The 17,726-nt window shown below is 41.8% G+C and carries 17 protein-coding genes; 8 read left to right on the plus strand and 9 right to left on the minus strand.

Annotated elements, in window-relative coordinates; genetic code table 11:
* Positions 1 to 58 precede the first annotated feature (58 nt).
* Positions 59 to 685: a superoxide dismutase gene (locus tag JO943_RS09930; protein ID WP_005231550.1), complete on the plus strand. Its 627-nt coding sequence runs from the start codon at positions 59 to 61 to the stop codon at positions 683 to 685.
* 290 nt (positions 686 to 975) lie between these two features.
* On the opposite strand, the gene JO943_RS09935 is transcribed toward JO943_RS09930, so the two are convergent.
* Positions 976 to 2,580: an isocitrate lyase gene (locus JO943_RS09935; protein WP_005231551.1), complete on the minus strand. Its 1,605-nt coding sequence runs from the start codon at positions 2,578 to 2,580 to the stop codon at positions 976 to 978.
* A gap of 529 nt (positions 2,581 to 3,109) precedes the next feature.
* On the opposite strand from JO943_RS09935, the gene JO943_RS09940 reads away from it, so the two are divergent.
* On the plus strand, positions 3,110 to 4,099 hold the full coding sequence (locus JO943_RS09940) for a LysR family transcriptional regulator (RefSeq protein ID WP_004773639.1): 990 nt from the start codon (positions 3,110 to 3,112) through the stop codon (positions 4,097 to 4,099).
* Positions 4,100 to 4,243: 144 nt separating this feature from the next.
* Positions 4,244 to 5,572: a hemolysin family protein gene (locus JO943_RS09945; RefSeq protein WP_005231552.1), complete on the plus strand. Its 1,329-nt coding sequence runs from the start codon at positions 4,244 to 4,246 to the stop codon at positions 5,570 to 5,572.
* Between the two features lie 37 nt (positions 5,573 to 5,609).
* Here JO943_RS09945 and JO943_RS09950 read toward each other — a convergent pair whose 3' ends face one another.
* Together JO943_RS09950 and JO943_RS09955 are read right to left on the minus strand one after the other, a co-directional pair.
* Entirely contained in the window at positions 5,610 to 5,873 is a 264-nt protein-coding gene (locus tag JO943_RS09950) for a ribosomal protein L7/L12 (protein ID WP_202740687.1), read from the minus strand.
* 56 nt (positions 5,874 to 5,929) lie between these two features.
* The gene (locus tag JO943_RS09955; RefSeq protein WP_005231554.1) at positions 5,930 to 6,445 is read right to left on the minus strand and encodes a hypothetical protein; all 516 of its coding nucleotides are present in this window, start codon (positions 6,443 to 6,445) and stop codon (positions 5,930 to 5,932) included.
* Positions 6,446 to 6,668: 223 nt separating this feature from the next.
* Between JO943_RS09955 and JO943_RS09960 the strand changes: the two genes are divergently transcribed.
* Positions 6,669 to 7,217, plus strand: coding sequence for a DUF2239 family protein (locus tag JO943_RS09960; RefSeq protein WP_376746131.1), 549 nt, complete (start codon positions 6,669 to 6,671; stop codon positions 7,215 to 7,217).
* A gap of 47 nt (positions 7,218 to 7,264) precedes the next feature.
* Here JO943_RS09960 and JO943_RS09965 read toward each other — a convergent pair whose 3' ends face one another.
* From JO943_RS09965 to JO943_RS09980, 4 genes are all read right to left on the minus strand, one after another.
* Positions 7,265 to 7,546: a hypothetical protein gene (locus tag JO943_RS09965; protein WP_202740689.1), complete on the minus strand. Its 282-nt coding sequence runs from the start codon at positions 7,544 to 7,546 to the stop codon at positions 7,265 to 7,267.
* A gap of 145 nt (positions 7,547 to 7,691) precedes the next feature.
* A complete protein-coding gene (gene cysN, locus JO943_RS09970; RefSeq protein ID WP_202740690.1) occupies positions 7,692 to 9,305 on the minus strand; it encodes a sulfate adenylyltransferase subunit CysN in 1,614 nt (537 codons plus the stop codon).
* Positions 9,306 to 9,388: 83 nt separating this feature from the next.
* Entirely contained in the window at positions 9,389 to 10,297 is a 909-nt protein-coding gene (cysD, locus tag JO943_RS09975) for a sulfate adenylyltransferase subunit CysD (protein WP_005231558.1), read from the minus strand.
* Positions 10,298 to 10,619: 322 nt separating this feature from the next.
* Positions 10,620 to 12,071 (minus strand): capsule assembly Wzi family protein, encoded by a 1,452-nt coding sequence (locus JO943_RS09980; RefSeq protein ID WP_005231560.1) that lies wholly within the window; start codon positions 12,069 to 12,071, stop codon positions 10,620 to 10,622.
* Positions 12,072 to 12,239: 168 nt separating this feature from the next.
* Here JO943_RS09980 and JO943_RS09985 point away from each other — a divergent pair, with 168 nt between their 5' ends.
* Positions 12,240 to 12,737: a DUF2059 domain-containing protein gene (locus tag JO943_RS09985; RefSeq protein WP_032874341.1), complete on the plus strand. Its 498-nt coding sequence runs from the start codon at positions 12,240 to 12,242 to the stop codon at positions 12,735 to 12,737.
* 54 nt (positions 12,738 to 12,791) lie between these two features.
* Here JO943_RS09985 and lysS read toward each other — a convergent pair whose 3' ends face one another.
* Complete coding sequence (lysS, locus tag JO943_RS09990) at positions 12,792 to 14,318, minus strand: lysine--tRNA ligase (RefSeq protein ID WP_202740691.1); 1,527 nt, start codon at positions 14,316 to 14,318, stop codon at positions 12,792 to 12,794.
* A 158-nt stretch (positions 14,319 to 14,476) separates the two neighbouring features.
* Complete coding sequence (locus JO943_RS09995) at positions 14,477 to 14,914, minus strand: SRPBCC family protein (RefSeq protein ID WP_202740692.1); 438 nt, start codon at positions 14,912 to 14,914, stop codon at positions 14,477 to 14,479.
* A gap of 348 nt (positions 14,915 to 15,262) precedes the next feature.
* Here JO943_RS09995 and rubA point away from each other — a divergent pair, with 348 nt between their 5' ends.
* The 3 genes from rubA (at position 15,263) to estB (ending at position 17,720) form a co-directional block, all read left to right on the plus strand.
* Positions 15,263 to 15,427 carry a rubredoxin RubA gene (gene rubA, locus JO943_RS10000; protein WP_004678010.1) on the plus strand — a complete coding sequence of 55 codons (165 nt, stop codon included), beginning with the start codon at positions 15,263 to 15,265 and terminating at the stop codon, positions 15,425 to 15,427.
* An 83-nt stretch (positions 15,428 to 15,510) separates the two neighbouring features.
* The gene (gene rubB / locus JO943_RS10005) at positions 15,511 to 16,692 is read left to right on the plus strand and encodes a rubredoxin reductase RubB (RefSeq protein ID WP_202740693.1); all 1,182 of its coding nucleotides are present in this window, start codon (positions 15,511 to 15,513) and stop codon (positions 16,690 to 16,692) included.
* A gap of 83 nt (positions 16,693 to 16,775) precedes the next feature.
* Positions 16,776 to 17,720 (plus strand): esterase EstB, encoded by a 945-nt coding sequence (estB, locus tag JO943_RS10010; RefSeq protein WP_005231565.1) that lies wholly within the window; start codon positions 16,776 to 16,778, stop codon positions 17,718 to 17,720.
* Positions 17,721 to 17,726 lie beyond the last annotated feature (6 nt).

A 17,726-nucleotide genomic window follows, 5' to 3' on the forward strand; every position in this document is an offset into this window, starting at 1 on the left:
AATCATTTACAATAAAAACACTTAATGTAAAACCCAGCAAATTTGCAAGGAATGAAACATGACAACCATTACTTTACCTGCACTTCCATATGGCTATGATGATCTAGCGCCACATATCACTCGCGAAACTTTAGAATACCATCACGACAAACACCACAATACTTATGTTGTTAACTTAAACAACTTAATCAAAGGTACTGATCTTGAAGGTAAAACTTTAGAAGAAATCATCAAGGCTTCTGCTGGTGATGCATCTAAAGCTGGTATCTTCAACAATGCTGCTCAAGTATGGAACCACACATTCTACTGGAACAGCATGAAGCCAAACGGTGGTGGTAAACCTACAGGCGCGATTGCAGCGAAAATTGACGAAGCATTTGGTAGCTACGAAAAATTTGCAGAAGAATTCACTGCTGCTGCAACAACTCAATTCGGTTCAGGTTGGGCTTGGTTAGTTGCTGACGAAGTAAACGGTAAATTATCAATTACTAAAACTTCAAATGCAGACACGCCGCTTGCGCACGGTCAAATCGCTGTATTAACAATCGACGTTTGGGAACACGCTTACTACATCGACTTCCGTAACTTACGTCCAAAATACATCGCGACTTTCTTAGAAAGCCTGGTTAACTGGGACTATGCAAATGCAAAACTTGCAGGTCAACCAGCAGGTGTTGAGAAATAAGTTTTTATTTCTGCAATAAAAAAACTGCTCTTGATGAGCAGTTTTTTTATACCTATATTTTTCAACTTTACATCCCCTCTAGCCTTGTTTTAAAACTCATTTCTCTCACAAATCAACAAGTACTCTAGAGCTCTGGCCAAGCTTTTAAATATAAGACATCTCCCTATCCATCATCAGAAAAATCTCAACCTTAATCTTGTTTAAGTCAAATCCCTATTCTGCGTCCTACACTTTGTAAAACAATAAAAAAACCCTGCTTGCGCAGGGTCTTTTTTGAATCAGTTCAGTGCTTAGTGAGCAGCGAATTGGTTCATTGTGTTTTTAGCATCATCATGTGCTTTAAGCGCATTATCACCAGAGAAGATTTCTTTGTGATCATCACCGATGTCAGAACCCGCCATTGCTTGGTGTTTAACACAAGCGATACCGCCACGGATTTCTTTACGTTGTACGCCAGCAACATAAGCCAACATACCTTCAGAACCGAAGTAACCTTGTGCAAGCTCATGCGTAGAAAGAGCAGCAGTGTGGTAAGTCGGAAGTGTGATCAAGTGATGGAACACCCCTGCTTCACGAGAAGCATCTGCTTGGAAAGTACGGATCTTAGCATCAGCATCAGCAGCTAATTCAGTATTGTCATACTCAGCGCTCATTAATTTAGCACGGTCGTATGCAGAAACGTCTTTACCTTCAGCAACCCAACGGTCATAAGCTTGTTGACGGAAGTTTAAAGTCCAGTTGAATGATGGGCTGTTGTTATAAACAAGCTTCGCATTTGGCACAACTTCTTTAACACGGTTAACCATGTGAGCGATTTCTTCTACGTTTGGAGTCGCAGTTTCGATCCAGAGAAGGTCAGCACCATTTTGAAGGCTAGATACACAGTCAAGTACCACACGGTCAATTTGAGTGTCAGGACGGAACTGATATAAGCCAGAAGCTAAACGCTTAGGACGATGTAATTTACCATCACGCTTGATCAGGATTTCATCTTCTTGAGCATCAGCGATGTCAATTTCAGTTGTATCCAAGTAGCTGATGTATTGAGAAGCGATGTCGCCTGGCTCTTTAACCACTGGGATTTTTTGAGTCAAGTCAGCGCCTTCAGAGTCAGTACGTGCAACGATGATACCGTCATCAAGACCCATTTCTAAGAATGCATAACGTAATGCATGGATTTTAGCGATGAAGTCTTCGTGTGGAACAGTTACTTTACCAGCTTGGTGACCACATTGTTTTGCATCAGATACTTGGTTTTCGATTTGAAGTGCACATGCACCCGCTTCGATCATTTTCTTCGCAAGTAAGTAAGTCGCTTCTTCGTTACCGAAACCAGCATCGATGTCCGCAATAATTGGCACAACGTGAGTTTCAAAGTTGTCGATTTGAGCAGTGATTTCAGCTGCTTTAGCAGTATCACCCGCTTCTTGTGCTTTTTTAAGTGCACGGAATAAATCGTTTAATTCTTTTGCGTCAGCTTGACGTAAGAAAGTGTAGATTTCTTCGATCAAGGCAGGAACAGAAGTTTTTTCATGCATTGATTGGTCAGGAAGTGGACCAAATTCTGAACGAAGTGCAGCAACCATCCAACCAGAAAGGTAGATATAGCGACGCTCAGTTGTACCGAAGTATTTTTTGTTCGCGATCATTTTTTGTTGAGCGATGAAACCGTGCCAGCAACCTAATGATTGAGTATATTTGCTAGAATCGGCATCATAAGCAGCCATATCACGACGCATAATCGCAGCTGTGTATTTCGCAATGTCTAAACCAGTTTTGAAACGGTTTTGTAGTTGCATGCGAGCAGCATCTTCAGGACTAATATCTGCCCAAGTGTTGCCAAATTTTGCTTTTAATTCGCGGATTGCATCAATCGCTGTTTGATATGTAGTCATGATCTATTCCTTTGAGGATTGGCATCGAACGGGGGCTAAAAATCCTGATTTTATTTAGTCTAGATTTCAAGCACCTCATCAACATGTCTCAAAGCTTAGTCTTTGGCAAGCGATTTAGCCAATATTCTAGCTTAATCTTCGGTATTTTCTTAGAAAATGTATGTATAGGCTTTTATCAAAAACTTCAAAAATATAATATAAGCAATTGTTTTTAATTAATTTTCAAAATACACCAAAATGCGTAAAAACCCTTTTTCAGGCTATTTTTCTAGACTGGTCAGTTCAAAAAACACGGCAAAACAAGTCTTCAAATCCTAAAAATATTTAAATTTTCAGCGCATTTTACTGGTGTTACAAACAACAATTGTATCAAAGTTGAGCATGACCCGATCAATAAGTGCACCCGATATTTCAAGCGATGTTATGTGCCTTGGCGCTGTTGCTTTTATGTAGGATTAAGTTACACAAAAGGCTTTAGATATGTCATAATTCAACACAATTTAAGGATTTTATTTTCGGTATTTTTTTTATGAATCTGGAGCGGGTCGATCTTAATTTATTAATTTATCTTGACGTACTTCTTCGTGAAAAAAATGTCACACGCGCCGCAGAGCAACTCGGTGTTACCCAGCCTGCGATGAGTAATATTTTACGTCGTTTACGTAATCTGTTTAATGATCCCCTCCTGATTCGCTCTTCTGAAGGCATGACGCCGACTGAACGCGCATTAGAATTACAACCACGTATTCGCGATGCGCTCTCAGATCTTTCCATGATTCTGGAGCCACGTACCGAATTCCGTCCTTATACCAGTACGCGCGTGTTCCGTATCATGACCTCAGATTATGCCGAAGCAACCTTAGTGCCTCGCCTGGTCAAGGCATTGCGCTCGGAAGCACCTAATGTGGTACTGGATTTCTTGACGCCGAGTGATGTGTCTTATCGGGACATGGAGCAAGGTAAAGTAGATCTTGCCATTAACCGCTTCAATGAAATTCCACAAAGCTTCCATCAGGTTCTGGTTTGGCGTGATAGCTTTAGCTGTATTTTAAATGACAAACACCCTGCTGTAACCCACTTAAATCTGAAAAGCTATTTAGATGCGCAGCATATCTGGGTCTCAAAAACCGGTATGGGGGTTGGTTTCGGTGTTAATCCGGATAAACAGGCCGGACTCGGCTGGATCGATCAGGCGTTGGAGCGTATTGGTCAACGCCGTAAAATTTCAGTATTTACCCGTCATTATCAGATGCCGGCATTGTTAGCGCAAAATGTAGATTTGATTGCTACCCTGCCAACCCGTATGGCGCGTTTGCAAACCCAAAATCCAAAGCTGGTTATAAAGGATCCTCCATTTTATATTCCTGAGTTTGAATTAAAAATGGCATGGTGTCCGTTGTTACATCATCATCCTGCCCATCGCTGGTTAAGACAGCTTATTCTGTTTGTGGCACGCCAGATGATTGAAGAAGAGAATCGTGAATTTCTCTTAAATAACTCACAATTTTCACAATACTAAAAATATTGCTCTATAATCATATTTAATTTCGAATGGATATGCTTGTTTGCTCAGCAAAACTGTTATTACGAGGTAATGATTTGATTACCTCTGTTCTTTTTTGTGTTACAACATATTCATAATAATATGCAACACAGGTGATGTGTGAGTCTCTTCCAGAATATTATTGTTATCGCCCTGCTGATTTCAGCAGCAGGCTTTTTATCACTCACAGAAATTGCTCTCGCTGGCGCTAGAAAAGTTAAATTAAAAATTTTGGCCGAATCTGGCGAAACCCGCGCTCAAAAAGTTTTAGATCTACAAGAACAATCCGCTGATTTCTTCGCAGCCTCGCAAATCGGTTTAAATGCCGTTGCAATCCTCGGCGGTATTCTCGGTGAAGCTGCCTTCCGACCATTCTTTGTTGATCTGATTGTGAAGTTTTATGCAGGTCCTTGGCTAGAAACCATTGGTTTTGCCCTCTCCTTTACCATGGTCACCTCTTTGTTCATTCTGTTTGCCGATCTGATGCCAAAACGTTTGGCCATGATTGCGCCAGAAAAAATTGCCATTAGCGTCATTGAGCCGATTCAGATTTTTATTAAAATCTGCAAACCTCTGGCTTGGGGCATCAATGCAATTGCCAATCTGTTATTCCGCTTATTCAAAGTCAATACCATCCGTGACGACAATATTACCTTTGATGATATTTCAGCAGTCATGGATGCAGGTGCACAAGCCGGGGTGCTACAAAAGCAGGAACATCATTTTATTGAAAACGTATTTGAACTGGAGGAACGTACTGTTCCTTCAAGTATGACCACCCGTGAAAATGTGGTTTTTTTCACCCTCACAGAACCTGAAGACAGTATTCGTCAAAAACTGGGTGAATATCCGTATTCAAAGTTTCTGGTCTGTAATGAACATATTGATCAGGTGATTGGCTATGTCGATGCCAAAGATATTCTGGTGCGTATTCTGAATAAACAATCTTTTACACAACTGAATGAATCGACCATTCGTAATGTGTTAATGATTCCAGATACCCTAACCCTGTCAGAATTACTCGACCGCTTCCGCTCGACCAAAGAAAAATTTGCGGTCGTGATTAATGAATATGCGCTGGTGGTCGGGGTGATTACGCTAAGCGACATCATGATCACCGTCATGGGCGACTGGGTAACGCCAATGGATGAAGAACAGCAGATCATTAAGCGCGATAATCATTCCTGGCTCATTGATGGGGGCACACCGATTGAAGACGTCAAACATGTTCTGGAAATTGAAGAGTTTCCTGAAAATGAGAATTATGAAACCATTGCCGGCTTTATCATGTATCGCCTACGCAAGATCCCGCGTCCTGCAGATGCCGTAGAATATGCGGGCTTCAAGTTTGAAGTGGTCGATATTGACCATTATAAAATTGACCAGTTATTGGTGACGCAAGTTTTACCGAGTCAGGAAAATGACACGATTATCCAGTCTGAAGACTAAGTAAAAGTCAAAAAAAAGCCCGTTTGACGGGCTTTTTTTATTTCATGATCCACCAGATCAGAATGGTCAAAAACACCACAATAAAGACCACAACCTTTACACCACCACGGCTACGCTGTGCCACCTGTTCCTGCACACGTGCCTGTTCTTGTGGATGGGCTTGCAAATACTGGTCAATTAAATCCTTTGATTCCTTTAACCCCAACCCGGTTTTCTCACGGGTAATCTTGATGGCTTCAATCAGTTGCCCTTCACGTAACACATCTAATGCTTCAGGTGGAATATGAGGTAATGAACTCATAAACTAACATTCCTTGTTATGTTTGATTGATGAGTAGAACTGGCATTTATCCGCGCTTAGTTTCCACCAAGTTGTGCCAATAAGGTATCTAATGTTGCCTGATAATGAATGCTAATATCTTCGGCTAGAATCTTGTATGCATTGTCGAATTGAACCATTGGCCAGCCCTCTTTCCAAAATGGAAAAATATTGTGCAGGTCATGGGTCACCGTTGCATCTTCACGACCAATAGCCTGTGCAACCTGAGCCAATACCTGTGCGGTTTCTGCACCATCAATCGCTAAATAATCAATGCCACGGGCTTTTAAAATACGGATACGGTCTTTTTTATAACGAATTTTTTTAGCCTGACCTGAATTCAGACCCAATGCCAAAGTCACAGCTTCGACAAACTTGTCCTCAAAGCTGGTATTCAGTGCAACCAAAGCCTGTTTATGTGCTTCTTGACGCCCAGCTTTCCCCCCATTACGGATGATCTCATTTGCTTCCGTATCCAGCTTATCTTTTTTCATAGACTGTAAAATGTCTAAAATTTCGATATCGCTTAAAGATTCAGGAGATTGCTCAATCATGGGAGTCCTAATACACAAAAATAAAAAAACATTGTCTCATAAAAGCGCGATCAACGCAGAATAAAAATGAAAATTGGCATTCTATCTGCATTATTTTTTAGATCAGTTTTCCAGAATTTAGCCTAACTGGCTTAAATCCCTTTGAGAAAATGGACCAATGTGTTTGCTAAACTACTTTTACCCTGATAATATTATTTTACCCGTATAAAACTATGTGCATAAAATGAATACTCAACCGACCTATACTGCTTTTTCAGGCTATACGCTGATTGCTCAAGCGCAGCTTGCTGACATTGCATTAAAGCTCAAACAACTTGGTGAAACTGCCGAGACGATCCTGATTTTTAATGATCAAACAGGTCGACAAATCGACCTTGACCTTTCAGGTGCTGAGCAACAGATTCAGCAGCGCTACAGCGAACCTGAACCGGAAAAGAAAGTTGGCCGCCCAAAACTGGGTGTGATCTCTCGCGAAATTACCTTACAGAAAAAACACTGGGACTGGTTAGATCAACAGAGTGCCAGTGCATCTGCAGTGATTCGCAAACTGATTGATAAGGAGCTGAATGATCCAACATCTGAAAGTAATATCATGCTGGCTAAACAAGCCACTGATCGCGTTATGTCGGCAATATTAGGCAATATGCCCAACTACGAAGAAGCAACCCGTGCTTTGTATCAAGGTGATCAGGCTGTTTTCTTAAAGTTAATTAAAGACTATCCTTTAGATCCGCAGCAATATATCCGTAGATTATCCATGCATGCCTTTTAAAAAAGCAGCCTTGATGTATTGAGAAGCCTCTATTGCAGGGGCTTTTTTTAAACTAGGTTTTTCTTTTCTTTATATGCTTTTACCTTACGATCACTGACATCTTCCGGATAACAATAAGGTGTGTACCCACCGGCACGGTTATAAGCACTACGTTTTCCACAGCGACTACCATTACGTGCAGTGTTATAGGGACACGGACAGTTACCTGGATAGCTTTCAATAGATTCTTGAATAATTTTTCTTTTAATTGCTGCTGTACTATTCGCTATCTGTTTGGCCTCAACATTAAAAGCCAGACATAACCCCATTAAAAATAATATTTTTTTCATACACACCTCTCTAAGGGAGGCATTGTATAGTGAAATATTTTATGTGAAATATCACATATATTTTAAATGCTTTATTATTATGCGATTAAATCTGTAAGCATAAAAAAACCCGCTTACGCGGGTTTTTTCAAATCAGTTCTGCCTATTAAAGACGAACCAACTCCACAACTTTCTCAGCTGCTTCTTCAACCGTTTCAGCCATGATTTCTGTATCCGTACCTTCAACAGTTGTGGTAACAATCACCACACCTGTTTCACGTAATAATGCAATTTGCTCAGCCGTTAAATTGGCTTTCGCAATCGCAACCACACCTTGCTGAATCAATAGACTCTCTAAAGCTTGAGCTTTCTCAATCAACGATGCAGACACACCAATCACCGCAGGCTTTTGACCTAAACGCGCCGCACGATCTTCTGCAGTCACAGGATTGCTATGCGCAGTCCATTCAACTGCCGCTTCAACCATACCGGCACCAACCGTGACATTGCTTAAACGGTCAATAAAGATAAATGAACCTGTGTAACGGCTATCTTGGTATTGATCAAACACGACTGGCGCATCAAACTCAACCACAACATCTGCAATGGCATTCAACTCAAGCTCTTCAACTTGCGTATGTTCCAATGTATTGACATTGACACGGAAGTTAATCGCAGTGACTTTAGCAGGCACTGTCTGCGTACCAATTTTGACGTTGTACAGCTTGCCTTTCACCAACGGATGTTCATTCATCCATACCACTGAAGCACGTACACTACGCGAAATCAAAGGCTGCTCGCCCGCACGGACTAAAACGTTACCACGAGAAATATCAATTTCATCGTTTAAGGTTAAAGTCACAGCCTGTCCTGCAACGGCCTGCTCAAGATTGCCATCAAAGGTGACAATTTCTTTCACCGTTGATTTCTTGCCTGATGGCAATGCAACAATCTCATCACCCACATTGATTGCACCCAATGCAACCGTTCCGGCAAAACCACGGAAATCAAGGTTTGGACGGTTTACATACTGAACCGGGAAACGGAATTCTTGTTTATTTGATTCGCGTTTAATTTCCACAGACTCAAGAATGCTCATCAAGGTTTGACCCTTGTACCATGGCGTACTTGCAGAAGGGTTCACCACGTTATCGCCATTCAATGCCGAGATTGGCACGAACAGAATATTCTCAGGACGACGATCACCGAGTTGGCTGACAAAAGCATCATATTCAACCTGAATTTCGTTGAAACGCGCTTCCGAGAATTCAACCAGATCCATTTTGTTGATCGCAACAACGATATTTTTAATCCCGAGCAAGCTTGCAATAAATGAATGACGGCGGGTTTGGGTTTGCACACCATAACGCGCATCAATCAGGATAATGGCAAGATCGGCAGTGGAAGCGCCCGTCGCCATGTTACGTGTGTATTGTTCATGCCCCGGTGTATCAGCAATGATGAACTTACGCTTTTCAGTCGAGAAATAACGGTAAGCGACATCAATGGTAATCCCCTGCTCGCGCTCAGCCTGCAGACCATCGACCAGCAAAGCAAGGTCAGGTGCATCACCCGTCGTTCCGACTTTCTTACTATCACGTGTTACGGCTTGCAACTGATCTTCATAAATCAGTTTTGAATCGTAAAGTAGACGACCAATTAAAGTACTTTTACCATCATCGACGTTACCGCACGTCAAAAAACGCAATAAGTCTTTTTGTTCATGTTGTTTTAAATAACCCAAGATATCTTGGCTAATAAGATCTGATTGATGAGACATTGCCCAAAACTCCACATATTCTTTAGAAATCGCTTTTAATCTCCCTAAATCCCTCTTTAAAAAGAGGGACTTGCTTAAGGAAATTAGAAATAACCTTCTTGCTTTTTCTTTTCCATCGAGCCCGCTTCATCGTGATCGATCATACGACCCTGACGCTCAGAACTGGTCGCTAAAAGCATTTCCTGAATAATTTCAGGCAAGGTATCTGCTTCAGACTCCACTGCACCTGTTAACGGATAACAGCCCAGCGTACGGAAACGTACCGATTTCATTTGTGGAACTTCGCCCTCTTTTAAGCGCATACGTTCATCATCCACCATGATCAACGTACCACTGCGTTCAACCACAGGACGAACTGCAGAGAAATAAAGAGGAACAATCTGGATATTTTCCAGATAGATATATTGCCAGATATCCAGCTCGGTCCAGTTCGATAACGGGAAGACACGAATACTTTCGCCTTTGTTCACTTTACCGTTGTAAAGGTTCCAAAGTTCTGGACGCTGGTTTTTAGGATCCCAACGGTGCTTACTATCACGGAACGAATAGACACGTTCCTTGGCACGTGATTTTTCTTCATCACGGCGCGCACCACCAAAAGCGGCATCAAACTGGTATTTATCCAAGGCCTGTTTTAGACCCTGGGTTTTCATGATGTCGGTATATTTTGAACTACCGTGATCAAACGGATTAATCCCCGCATCACGGCCCTCTACATTTTGATGCACGATCAAATCAAAGCCGTGGGTTTTTGCCATGTTATCACGGAACGCAATCATGTCTTTAAACTTCCAGCCCGTATCGACATGCAATAGCGGAAATGGAAGTTTTGCCGGATAGAATGCCTTAAGTGCCAGATGCAGCATCACGGCTGAGTCTTTACCAATCGAGTAAAGCATCACGGGATTTTCAAATTCAGCTGCAACTTCACGAATAATATGAATACTTTCTGCCTCAAGTTGCTTGAGGTGCGTTAATCTATTTTCAGTCATGTACAATTCCTCCTTTATCCATGCTATCCATAAAATCTATAAGTGGTATCAAACCACCACTTTGAAGACTGTGTGGAGGAACGAGTGCCATAACAACTCCAATTTTTCATGATATCGAGATTCTTACTCGTGTTACTTTCACGATCGAGTAAAGGATATTCATTATAATAATTTAGATGCGGTTCTTTAGCTTGTTTTTTCATATTGATATGCAAAATTATGATATGAAAATAACAATCTGGAATATCAATACAATCTATTTCACATGAATAAATAAAAAAAGAAGCCCATCAGGACTTCTTTTTTATCGGCTCAGCTTTGTTTAAAAGCGGAACATTTTGGTTTCCAATGGAATTTCAACACCCACTGACACCCCACCATCACGTCCATCACGATCTGAGTCGCTGACCCAGCCATTTACTTTTAATGGAATGGTTGGTTTTAGGTAGTGGGTCCAGGTTAAATCCAGACCTTTGATGGTATCGGCTTCAGGGAATGCAGCATTATTGTCTTGAACGCGTTGGGTCTGGCTTACTTTAGCGTAGATCACGCGCCCACCTAGGCGATTCATCACATCAAAACGAATATCACCACCCACCGAATACATCTGACCATCACCGCCCATGGCATGTCCTAATGGGAATCCATGCTGGTAGTAACCATCTTTATAGGTGGTATGGCTATATGAAATGCCTTTCGCTTCGCCGTTGGTACGGGTATCTGCCCATTCCGCATAAAGCTGGTACGGCATATTGTTATAGCTTGAGGAGTAATCAGCACCAGCAAGGTACATATATTTTGCAGGTAGACCACCCGCTTCATCTTCACCTACAAATTGCGTATACAAACTGACAGGTACATTAAATAAAGGTTGTAAGAACAAACGCCCATCAAAGCCTGCAATCTGGTTAGATGGGTCTGCTTTACCTGTACCGCCATTGTCTTTGGTTCCTGTCCAGGCATCCCATAAAGAGCTTAAGCTTTCAGGACGTCCTTCACCACCCCACTGAATCGCGCGTGAAGCACCGAGTTCTAAAGCCGGGAACGGGCGTGCTGTTAAACGCAAACCAATCAATTTGGTGTCTGGAACGGCTTTGTAGTCATCTAACTGTCCAGCAAAAGCCTGGTACTGCCACGGTCCGATCCAAGAAAGCCACTTGGTCTCAAATGCATTTTGTACTGCACGTTGCACAGTCACGCCATATACGGGACGACTAGCATCACCACGAATCAAGCTACCATCATGGCCAGGGCCCCAATACGTTGGAATCTGACCGGCAATCACCCATTGGTTCCACAATTTACCTGCGATATATGAACCTTCGACATTGGCATCATGACCATTATCAATCAATGGATCTTTCTCACCATTGACACGTAGTTTGGCATCCCAGTTCTCGCCACCCGCATTAAATTCAGCAGCAATTTGATATTGAGATTTTTGATTATCACCAAAAGCTTGAGGAACCGTTTTAAGATCAGTACCTGCATGCAAGCCGACTTTGACGGTAGCATTATCTGCCTGTAATGCATTCAATACAGAGTTAATCACTTTCTGCTGCGTGTTATTGCTTACTTTTGCTTGGGATAATGCACGTTGAATCTCATCACCGCTCATTGGCCAAGTCGATGTGCTGATTTGAATGACACCTTGCTGGTTCAACCAGTTTAAATCTGTTCTTAAATTTTCATCGTTGAGTACAAGACCCTGAGCAAATACCGGGGAAGAAAGAGCAGCAAATAATGCGATACAAAGCGATTTTTTTAAAAACATGTCCAGACTGTTCTCAAATTTATTTATGCAGACATGATCGTTGGTTTAAACATACTTTTCAATCACCAAACGGAACAATTACATTTTTTAACATGCAAGATCAAATTGACAAAAATTATGGGTGATCAGTACCATTCATTTTACTTATAACATCAACGAAATTAAATCATGAAAAAATTGTTTATAACCATTATTCTAGGCACCGTAATTTCCATACCTGCGTTTGCGCAACCTGCTTCAAAAGATTCTATAAAGCAGTTATTAAAAATCACCAAGTCAGAACAGTTTCTGGGCCAAATGAGCCCACAGATCAGTAACATGATGCATTCAAGTATTGAAAAGTTCACTCAAGGTAAACAGCTCACCACAAAACAAGAGCTTGCTCTAGTCAATTATTCTCAGGAACTCGGCAAAATTATGCAAGAGGAATTGACCTGGGCAAAACTAGAACCAGAAATGATTAAAATTTATGCCGAAGAATTTACCCAACAAGAAATTGATGGCATGATTCAATTCTATAAAACGCCTGTAGGGCAATCGACCATTGATAAAATGCCCATCGTGATGCAAAAAAGCATGCAAGTGGGCTATAAACAAATGGATGCGATTACGCCTAAAATTATGCAGGCCGCAGAAAAATTTGCGAAAGAAATGCAAGCTGAATAAAGCATTCAGGCATAAAAAAAGCCACGCTAAACGTGGCTTTTTTTAGAAAGAGGATTAGTCTTTACGGCGCATATGCGGGAATAACAATACATCACGGATACTTGGTGCGTTGGCAAACAACATCACCAAACGGTCAATACCAATCCCCTGACCTGCTGTCGGTGGCAAGCCATATTCCAAGGCTTCAATAAAGTCTGCATCGTAATGCATGGCTTCATCATCACCTGCATCTTTTTCAGCAACCTGTGCCTGGAAACGTTCAGCCTGATCAATCGGGTCATTTAACTCCGAGAAGCCATTGGCTAACTCACGACCACCGATAAAAAATTCGAAACGATCGGTAATGTGTGGATTGTCATCATTACGGCGCGCAAGCGGTGAGGTTTCAGCTGGATATTCAGTAATGAATGTTGGCTGGCGTAACTTGGTTTCTACCGTTTCTTCAAACACGATGGTTTGCAACTTGCCCAAACCGAAACCAGGTTTTACCTGTTCTTTTAACACGTCCTGAGTGAATTTCGCCAAGAACTCACGGTCATTGACATTTTCAGGCGTGAAGTCCGGGTTATGTTCAAGAATTGCATCAAACATCGAGATTTTCTTGAATGGGCCTTTGAAGCTATACACTTCATCACCATACGGCACATCAGTAGTACCTAAAATATCAATTGCCAGCTTTTCAAGCATGTTCTCAGTCAATACCATCAAGTCTTTATAGTCAGCATAAGCCTGATAGAATTCAATCATAGTGAATTCCGGATTATGACGTGTTGAAACCCCTTCATTACGGAAGTTACGGTTAATTTCAAACACACGCTCGAAACCACCCACAACCAGACGCTTTAAATAAAGTTCAGGTGCGATACGGAGGTAAAGCTCCATATCCAGTGCATTGTGATGGGTTACGAATGGTTTTGCAGATGCACCACCCGGAATCACATGCATCATTGGCGTTTCAACTTCCATGAAACGTTCATTGGTTAAGAATGCACGGATACCCGCGACTACTTTGGCACGAATTTCAAAGGTCTTACGGGTTTCTTCGTTGACAATCAGGTCGAGATAACGCTTACGATATTTCGCTTCAGTATCGGTTAAACCATGGAATTTGTCTGGCAGTGGACGTAGTGATTTGGTCAGTAATTCAAAGCCTTCAAGGTGTACATATAAGTCACCTTTACCAGAACGGCCAATATAACCTTCAGCCGCAATAATATCGCCAAGATCCAGACTCTTGATCGTTTCTAAAACGTCTGTTGCTAAACCTTTACGGTCAACATATAGCTGGATACGGCCGGTCATGTCCTGAATCACGATAAATGATCCACGGTTCAACATCACACGACCCGCAACCTTGACATAAACTTTTTCAGCACCTTCGATTTGTGCTTTATCTTGATCTTTAAATTGTTCTTGCAAATCAGCTGTATAGTGTTCACGTTTAAACGTGTTTGGCCACGGGCTCTTACCCGTTTGTTTTGCAGTCTCTTGGATTTGCTTTAACTTGGCATGACGCTGTGCGATTAAATCGTTTTCGGAAAGTGTTTGTTCAGAAGTCGATTGAGCGTTTTGTTGCGTCATCTCTGCCTCGATTAAGTAAAAAATGAAGTGACATAGAATAGCAGATCACAACCCATTTTCGTATTATTTCAATCAGACAATTCAAAAAAATCAAGATTTATCAATTTTGAATCGAGATTACGCAACAGTTGACCTTGTTAAATCAACCTCCTCAAGGCTTATTTTTCAGCCAGATGCTTGACCATTGCCAATCCCTGATCAAAGCCTTTATTCATGAATTCGGCATGCTCTGGCTGAATATCCACTTCAACATGTAACTGGGTTTCGCCGTTAAAATCAAACAGCATATATTTTTCCAAGGCACCCGCCCAAGTCTTGATCTCTTCACTTTCCAGATCTTCCTGACCATTCTGGATCATTCCCAGATGCTTAAATACAACTTGTTTCGGTTCTTCCAGACTTTCAATGGTAGAGACCATGCCATTGCCCTTGCCATCGCCAAAATAGGTTTTACCTCCCACTTTCCAGTCAGTTTGCATGGTGGAGTCGCAGGCAAAGAATTTTGTCCATTCCGGATAGCTTTCAGGGGACCAAAGAACCTGCCAGACTTTTTCAGGGGTCGCATAAATTTTAATATTATAAGATAAGGTTTCCATGCGTTATTCTCCTTCTATCATTGTTTTCTTCATCATAACTTGATTTTGAATGTTTGTTTTTTATACATACTATTTTTATACGATTGGCTTTTTTCATTATATAAGTCCTGAACTTTCGATAAAATTTTAGAGCAATTGCTCAAATAACAAGACTTTCAGATAGAATTGCCATATCGCTTTTTGAATAAATGATTAAACTCTTGCATTTACTTTACTTAAATGTCGTTCTGCGTAAAAATCTAATTCCCGATTAACATAAGTTAGTTCCTCTTGCAGCGATCATAGCGACATTACGGAATAGTTTTACTGAAAGGCAACTTGAGCATACCGATCAGTTTGGAGAGTCACATGAAAAAATATCAATGTATCGTTTGTGGTTGGATTTACGACGAAGCAGAAGGTTGGCCACAAGACGGCATTGCAGCAGGGACCAAATGGGAAGATATTCCTGATGACTGGACTTGCCCAGATTGCGGCGTTTCAAAAGCTGATTTTGAAATGGTTGAAATCTAAAGATTAAAGAAAAAAAGACTATGAAAATCATGGTCTTTTTTTCTGAGCATTCATTTTTAAATAAGAAAATACTGGAGAATATAATGCACCCTATCGTCATCATCGGATCAGGTATGGCTGGATATACCGTTGCACGAGAATTTCGCAAATTAAGCCCAGAGCAAGAGCTGGTCATGATCTGCGCGGACGATGCGGTAAATTATGCGAAACCAACCTTATCCAATGCCTTTGCAGGTAAAAAAGCACCGGAACAGATCGCGCTCGGTGATGCGGAAAAAATGGCGACCCAATTGAATATGCGCATCGAAGCGGAAACCTGGGTCAAACAAATCCATGCCGAAAAACATGAAATTATTTTAGAAAAAAATGGCGCAAGCATTACCCAGCCTTATTCAAAATTAGTCCTCGCAGTCGGTGCCAATCCCATCCGTTTAGCCATCGCTGGCGATGGAAGTGAAGACATTCATGTGGTGAATTCACTGATTGACTATCGTACTTTCCGTGAAAATCTGTCGAAACGTAAAGACAAACGTGTGGTGATTCTGGGCGCAGGTCTGATTGGCTGTGAATTTGCCAATGACTTACTGCATAGTGATTATGAAGTGACGGTGATTGACCTTGCGCCACAGCCTTTAGGTCGCTTACTGCCTAATCATGTCGCAGATGCATTCAGAACCAATCTGGAACAGGCAGGCATTAAATTTGCGCTATCAACCACGGTTGAAAAAGTCACGAAAATTAATGATGGCGAAGACTATGCAGTCACTTTAGCCAATGGCCAGACCTTAGTCGCAGATATTGTGCTTTCTGCCATCGGTTTACAGCCAAATATTGCTTTAGCGAAAGCTGCAGATATCCAGACCAGCCGTGGCATCATTACCAATACCTTGTTAGAAACCAATCAGGCGGATATTTATGCGGTTGGTGACTGTGCTGAAGTAAATGGTACCTTGCTCCCATTCGTCATGCCTATTATGCAACAAGCCCGTGCTCTAGCCAAAACCCTGAGTGGTCAAACGACTGCCGTTCACTACCCGGCTATGCCCGTTGCAGTAAAAACCCCTGCCGCACCATTAACCGTATTACCAGCGCCACTGGATGTTGAAGTGAACTGGGAAACTGAAGAATTTGAAGATGGGATGCTCGCGAAAGCAGCGGATGGCGAAGGTACCTTAAGAGGATTTGTCCTGTTAGGTGCAACTGCGGGTAAACAGCGTTTGACCTTGACCAAACTGGTTCCGGACTTGATTCCAGCACAGGTTTAGGGTTTAAATACGAGGACTTGCCGAGAAAAGAATGTCCGGCAAGCCCTTAAGTTATAAAAAGAATTCAATTCGGAACGAAGATCATGAACAGTGCCCTCCAGTTTAATGTGTCACCTTATGCTTCCTTTATGCAAGAAACCAAAGTTACTTTGGGCAATGGCATTGAATTGCATGTTGAAATTGGCGGAAACCCTGAACACCCAACAATTCTGCTGGTCATGGGCTTAGGTGCTCAAATGTTATTCTGGCCTGACTTTTTCTGTAAGGCACTGATTGATCAAGGCTTCCGGGTCATCCGTTTCGATAACCGTGACATCGGCTTATCTTCTAAAATCCGCAATAAAGGCAAACGGCTCAATACCATGAAATTGATGAGTCGCTTTATGTTTGGTCTGGGGAATGAAGGTGCACCCTATACGCTTTATGATATGGCGGATGACGTCGCAATGCTGATGGATCAGCTTGGCCTGGAGAAAACCTATATTCTTGGCGCTTCCATGGGCGGTATGATTTCACAAATTGTTGCGGCAAAATATCCAGAAAAAGTGGAAAAGGTCGGCTTATTATTTACCAGCAATAATCAACCGCTTTTGCCACCGCCCTACCCGAAACAACTTTTCAGCCTGCTCGGCAAGCCTGCCGCACACGATGAAGAAACTATTATCAATCACAGCCTGAATGTTTTCCGTATTATTGGCTCACCAGGTTATGTCAATCCGGTTGAATCAATTCAAACCATTCGCAAATTATATCGTCGTAGTTTTTATCCTGCGGGTGTACTTCAACAGTTTTTAGCAATATTATGTACGGGTTCTCTGTTACCATTGAACAAAACGATGACTCAGCCGACGCTGGTTGTACACGGATCAAAAGATCGACTGTTACCGCCAAGTCACGGGAAAGCTGTTGCAAAAGCAATTTCTGGTGCTAAGTTTGAATTAATCCAAGGAATGGGGCATGATATTCCTGCACATTTCATTCCGCAACTTAGTGGTTTGTTTGCTCACCACTTTAGATCATCACACTAGGACTCT

Origin of the sequence: Acinetobacter sp. 'aerobic (ED)', from assembly GCF_904886855.1 — a bacterium.
In the GTDB taxonomy this organism is placed as follows: domain Bacteria; phylum Pseudomonadota; class Gammaproteobacteria; order Pseudomonadales; family Moraxellaceae; genus Acinetobacter; species Acinetobacter courvalinii.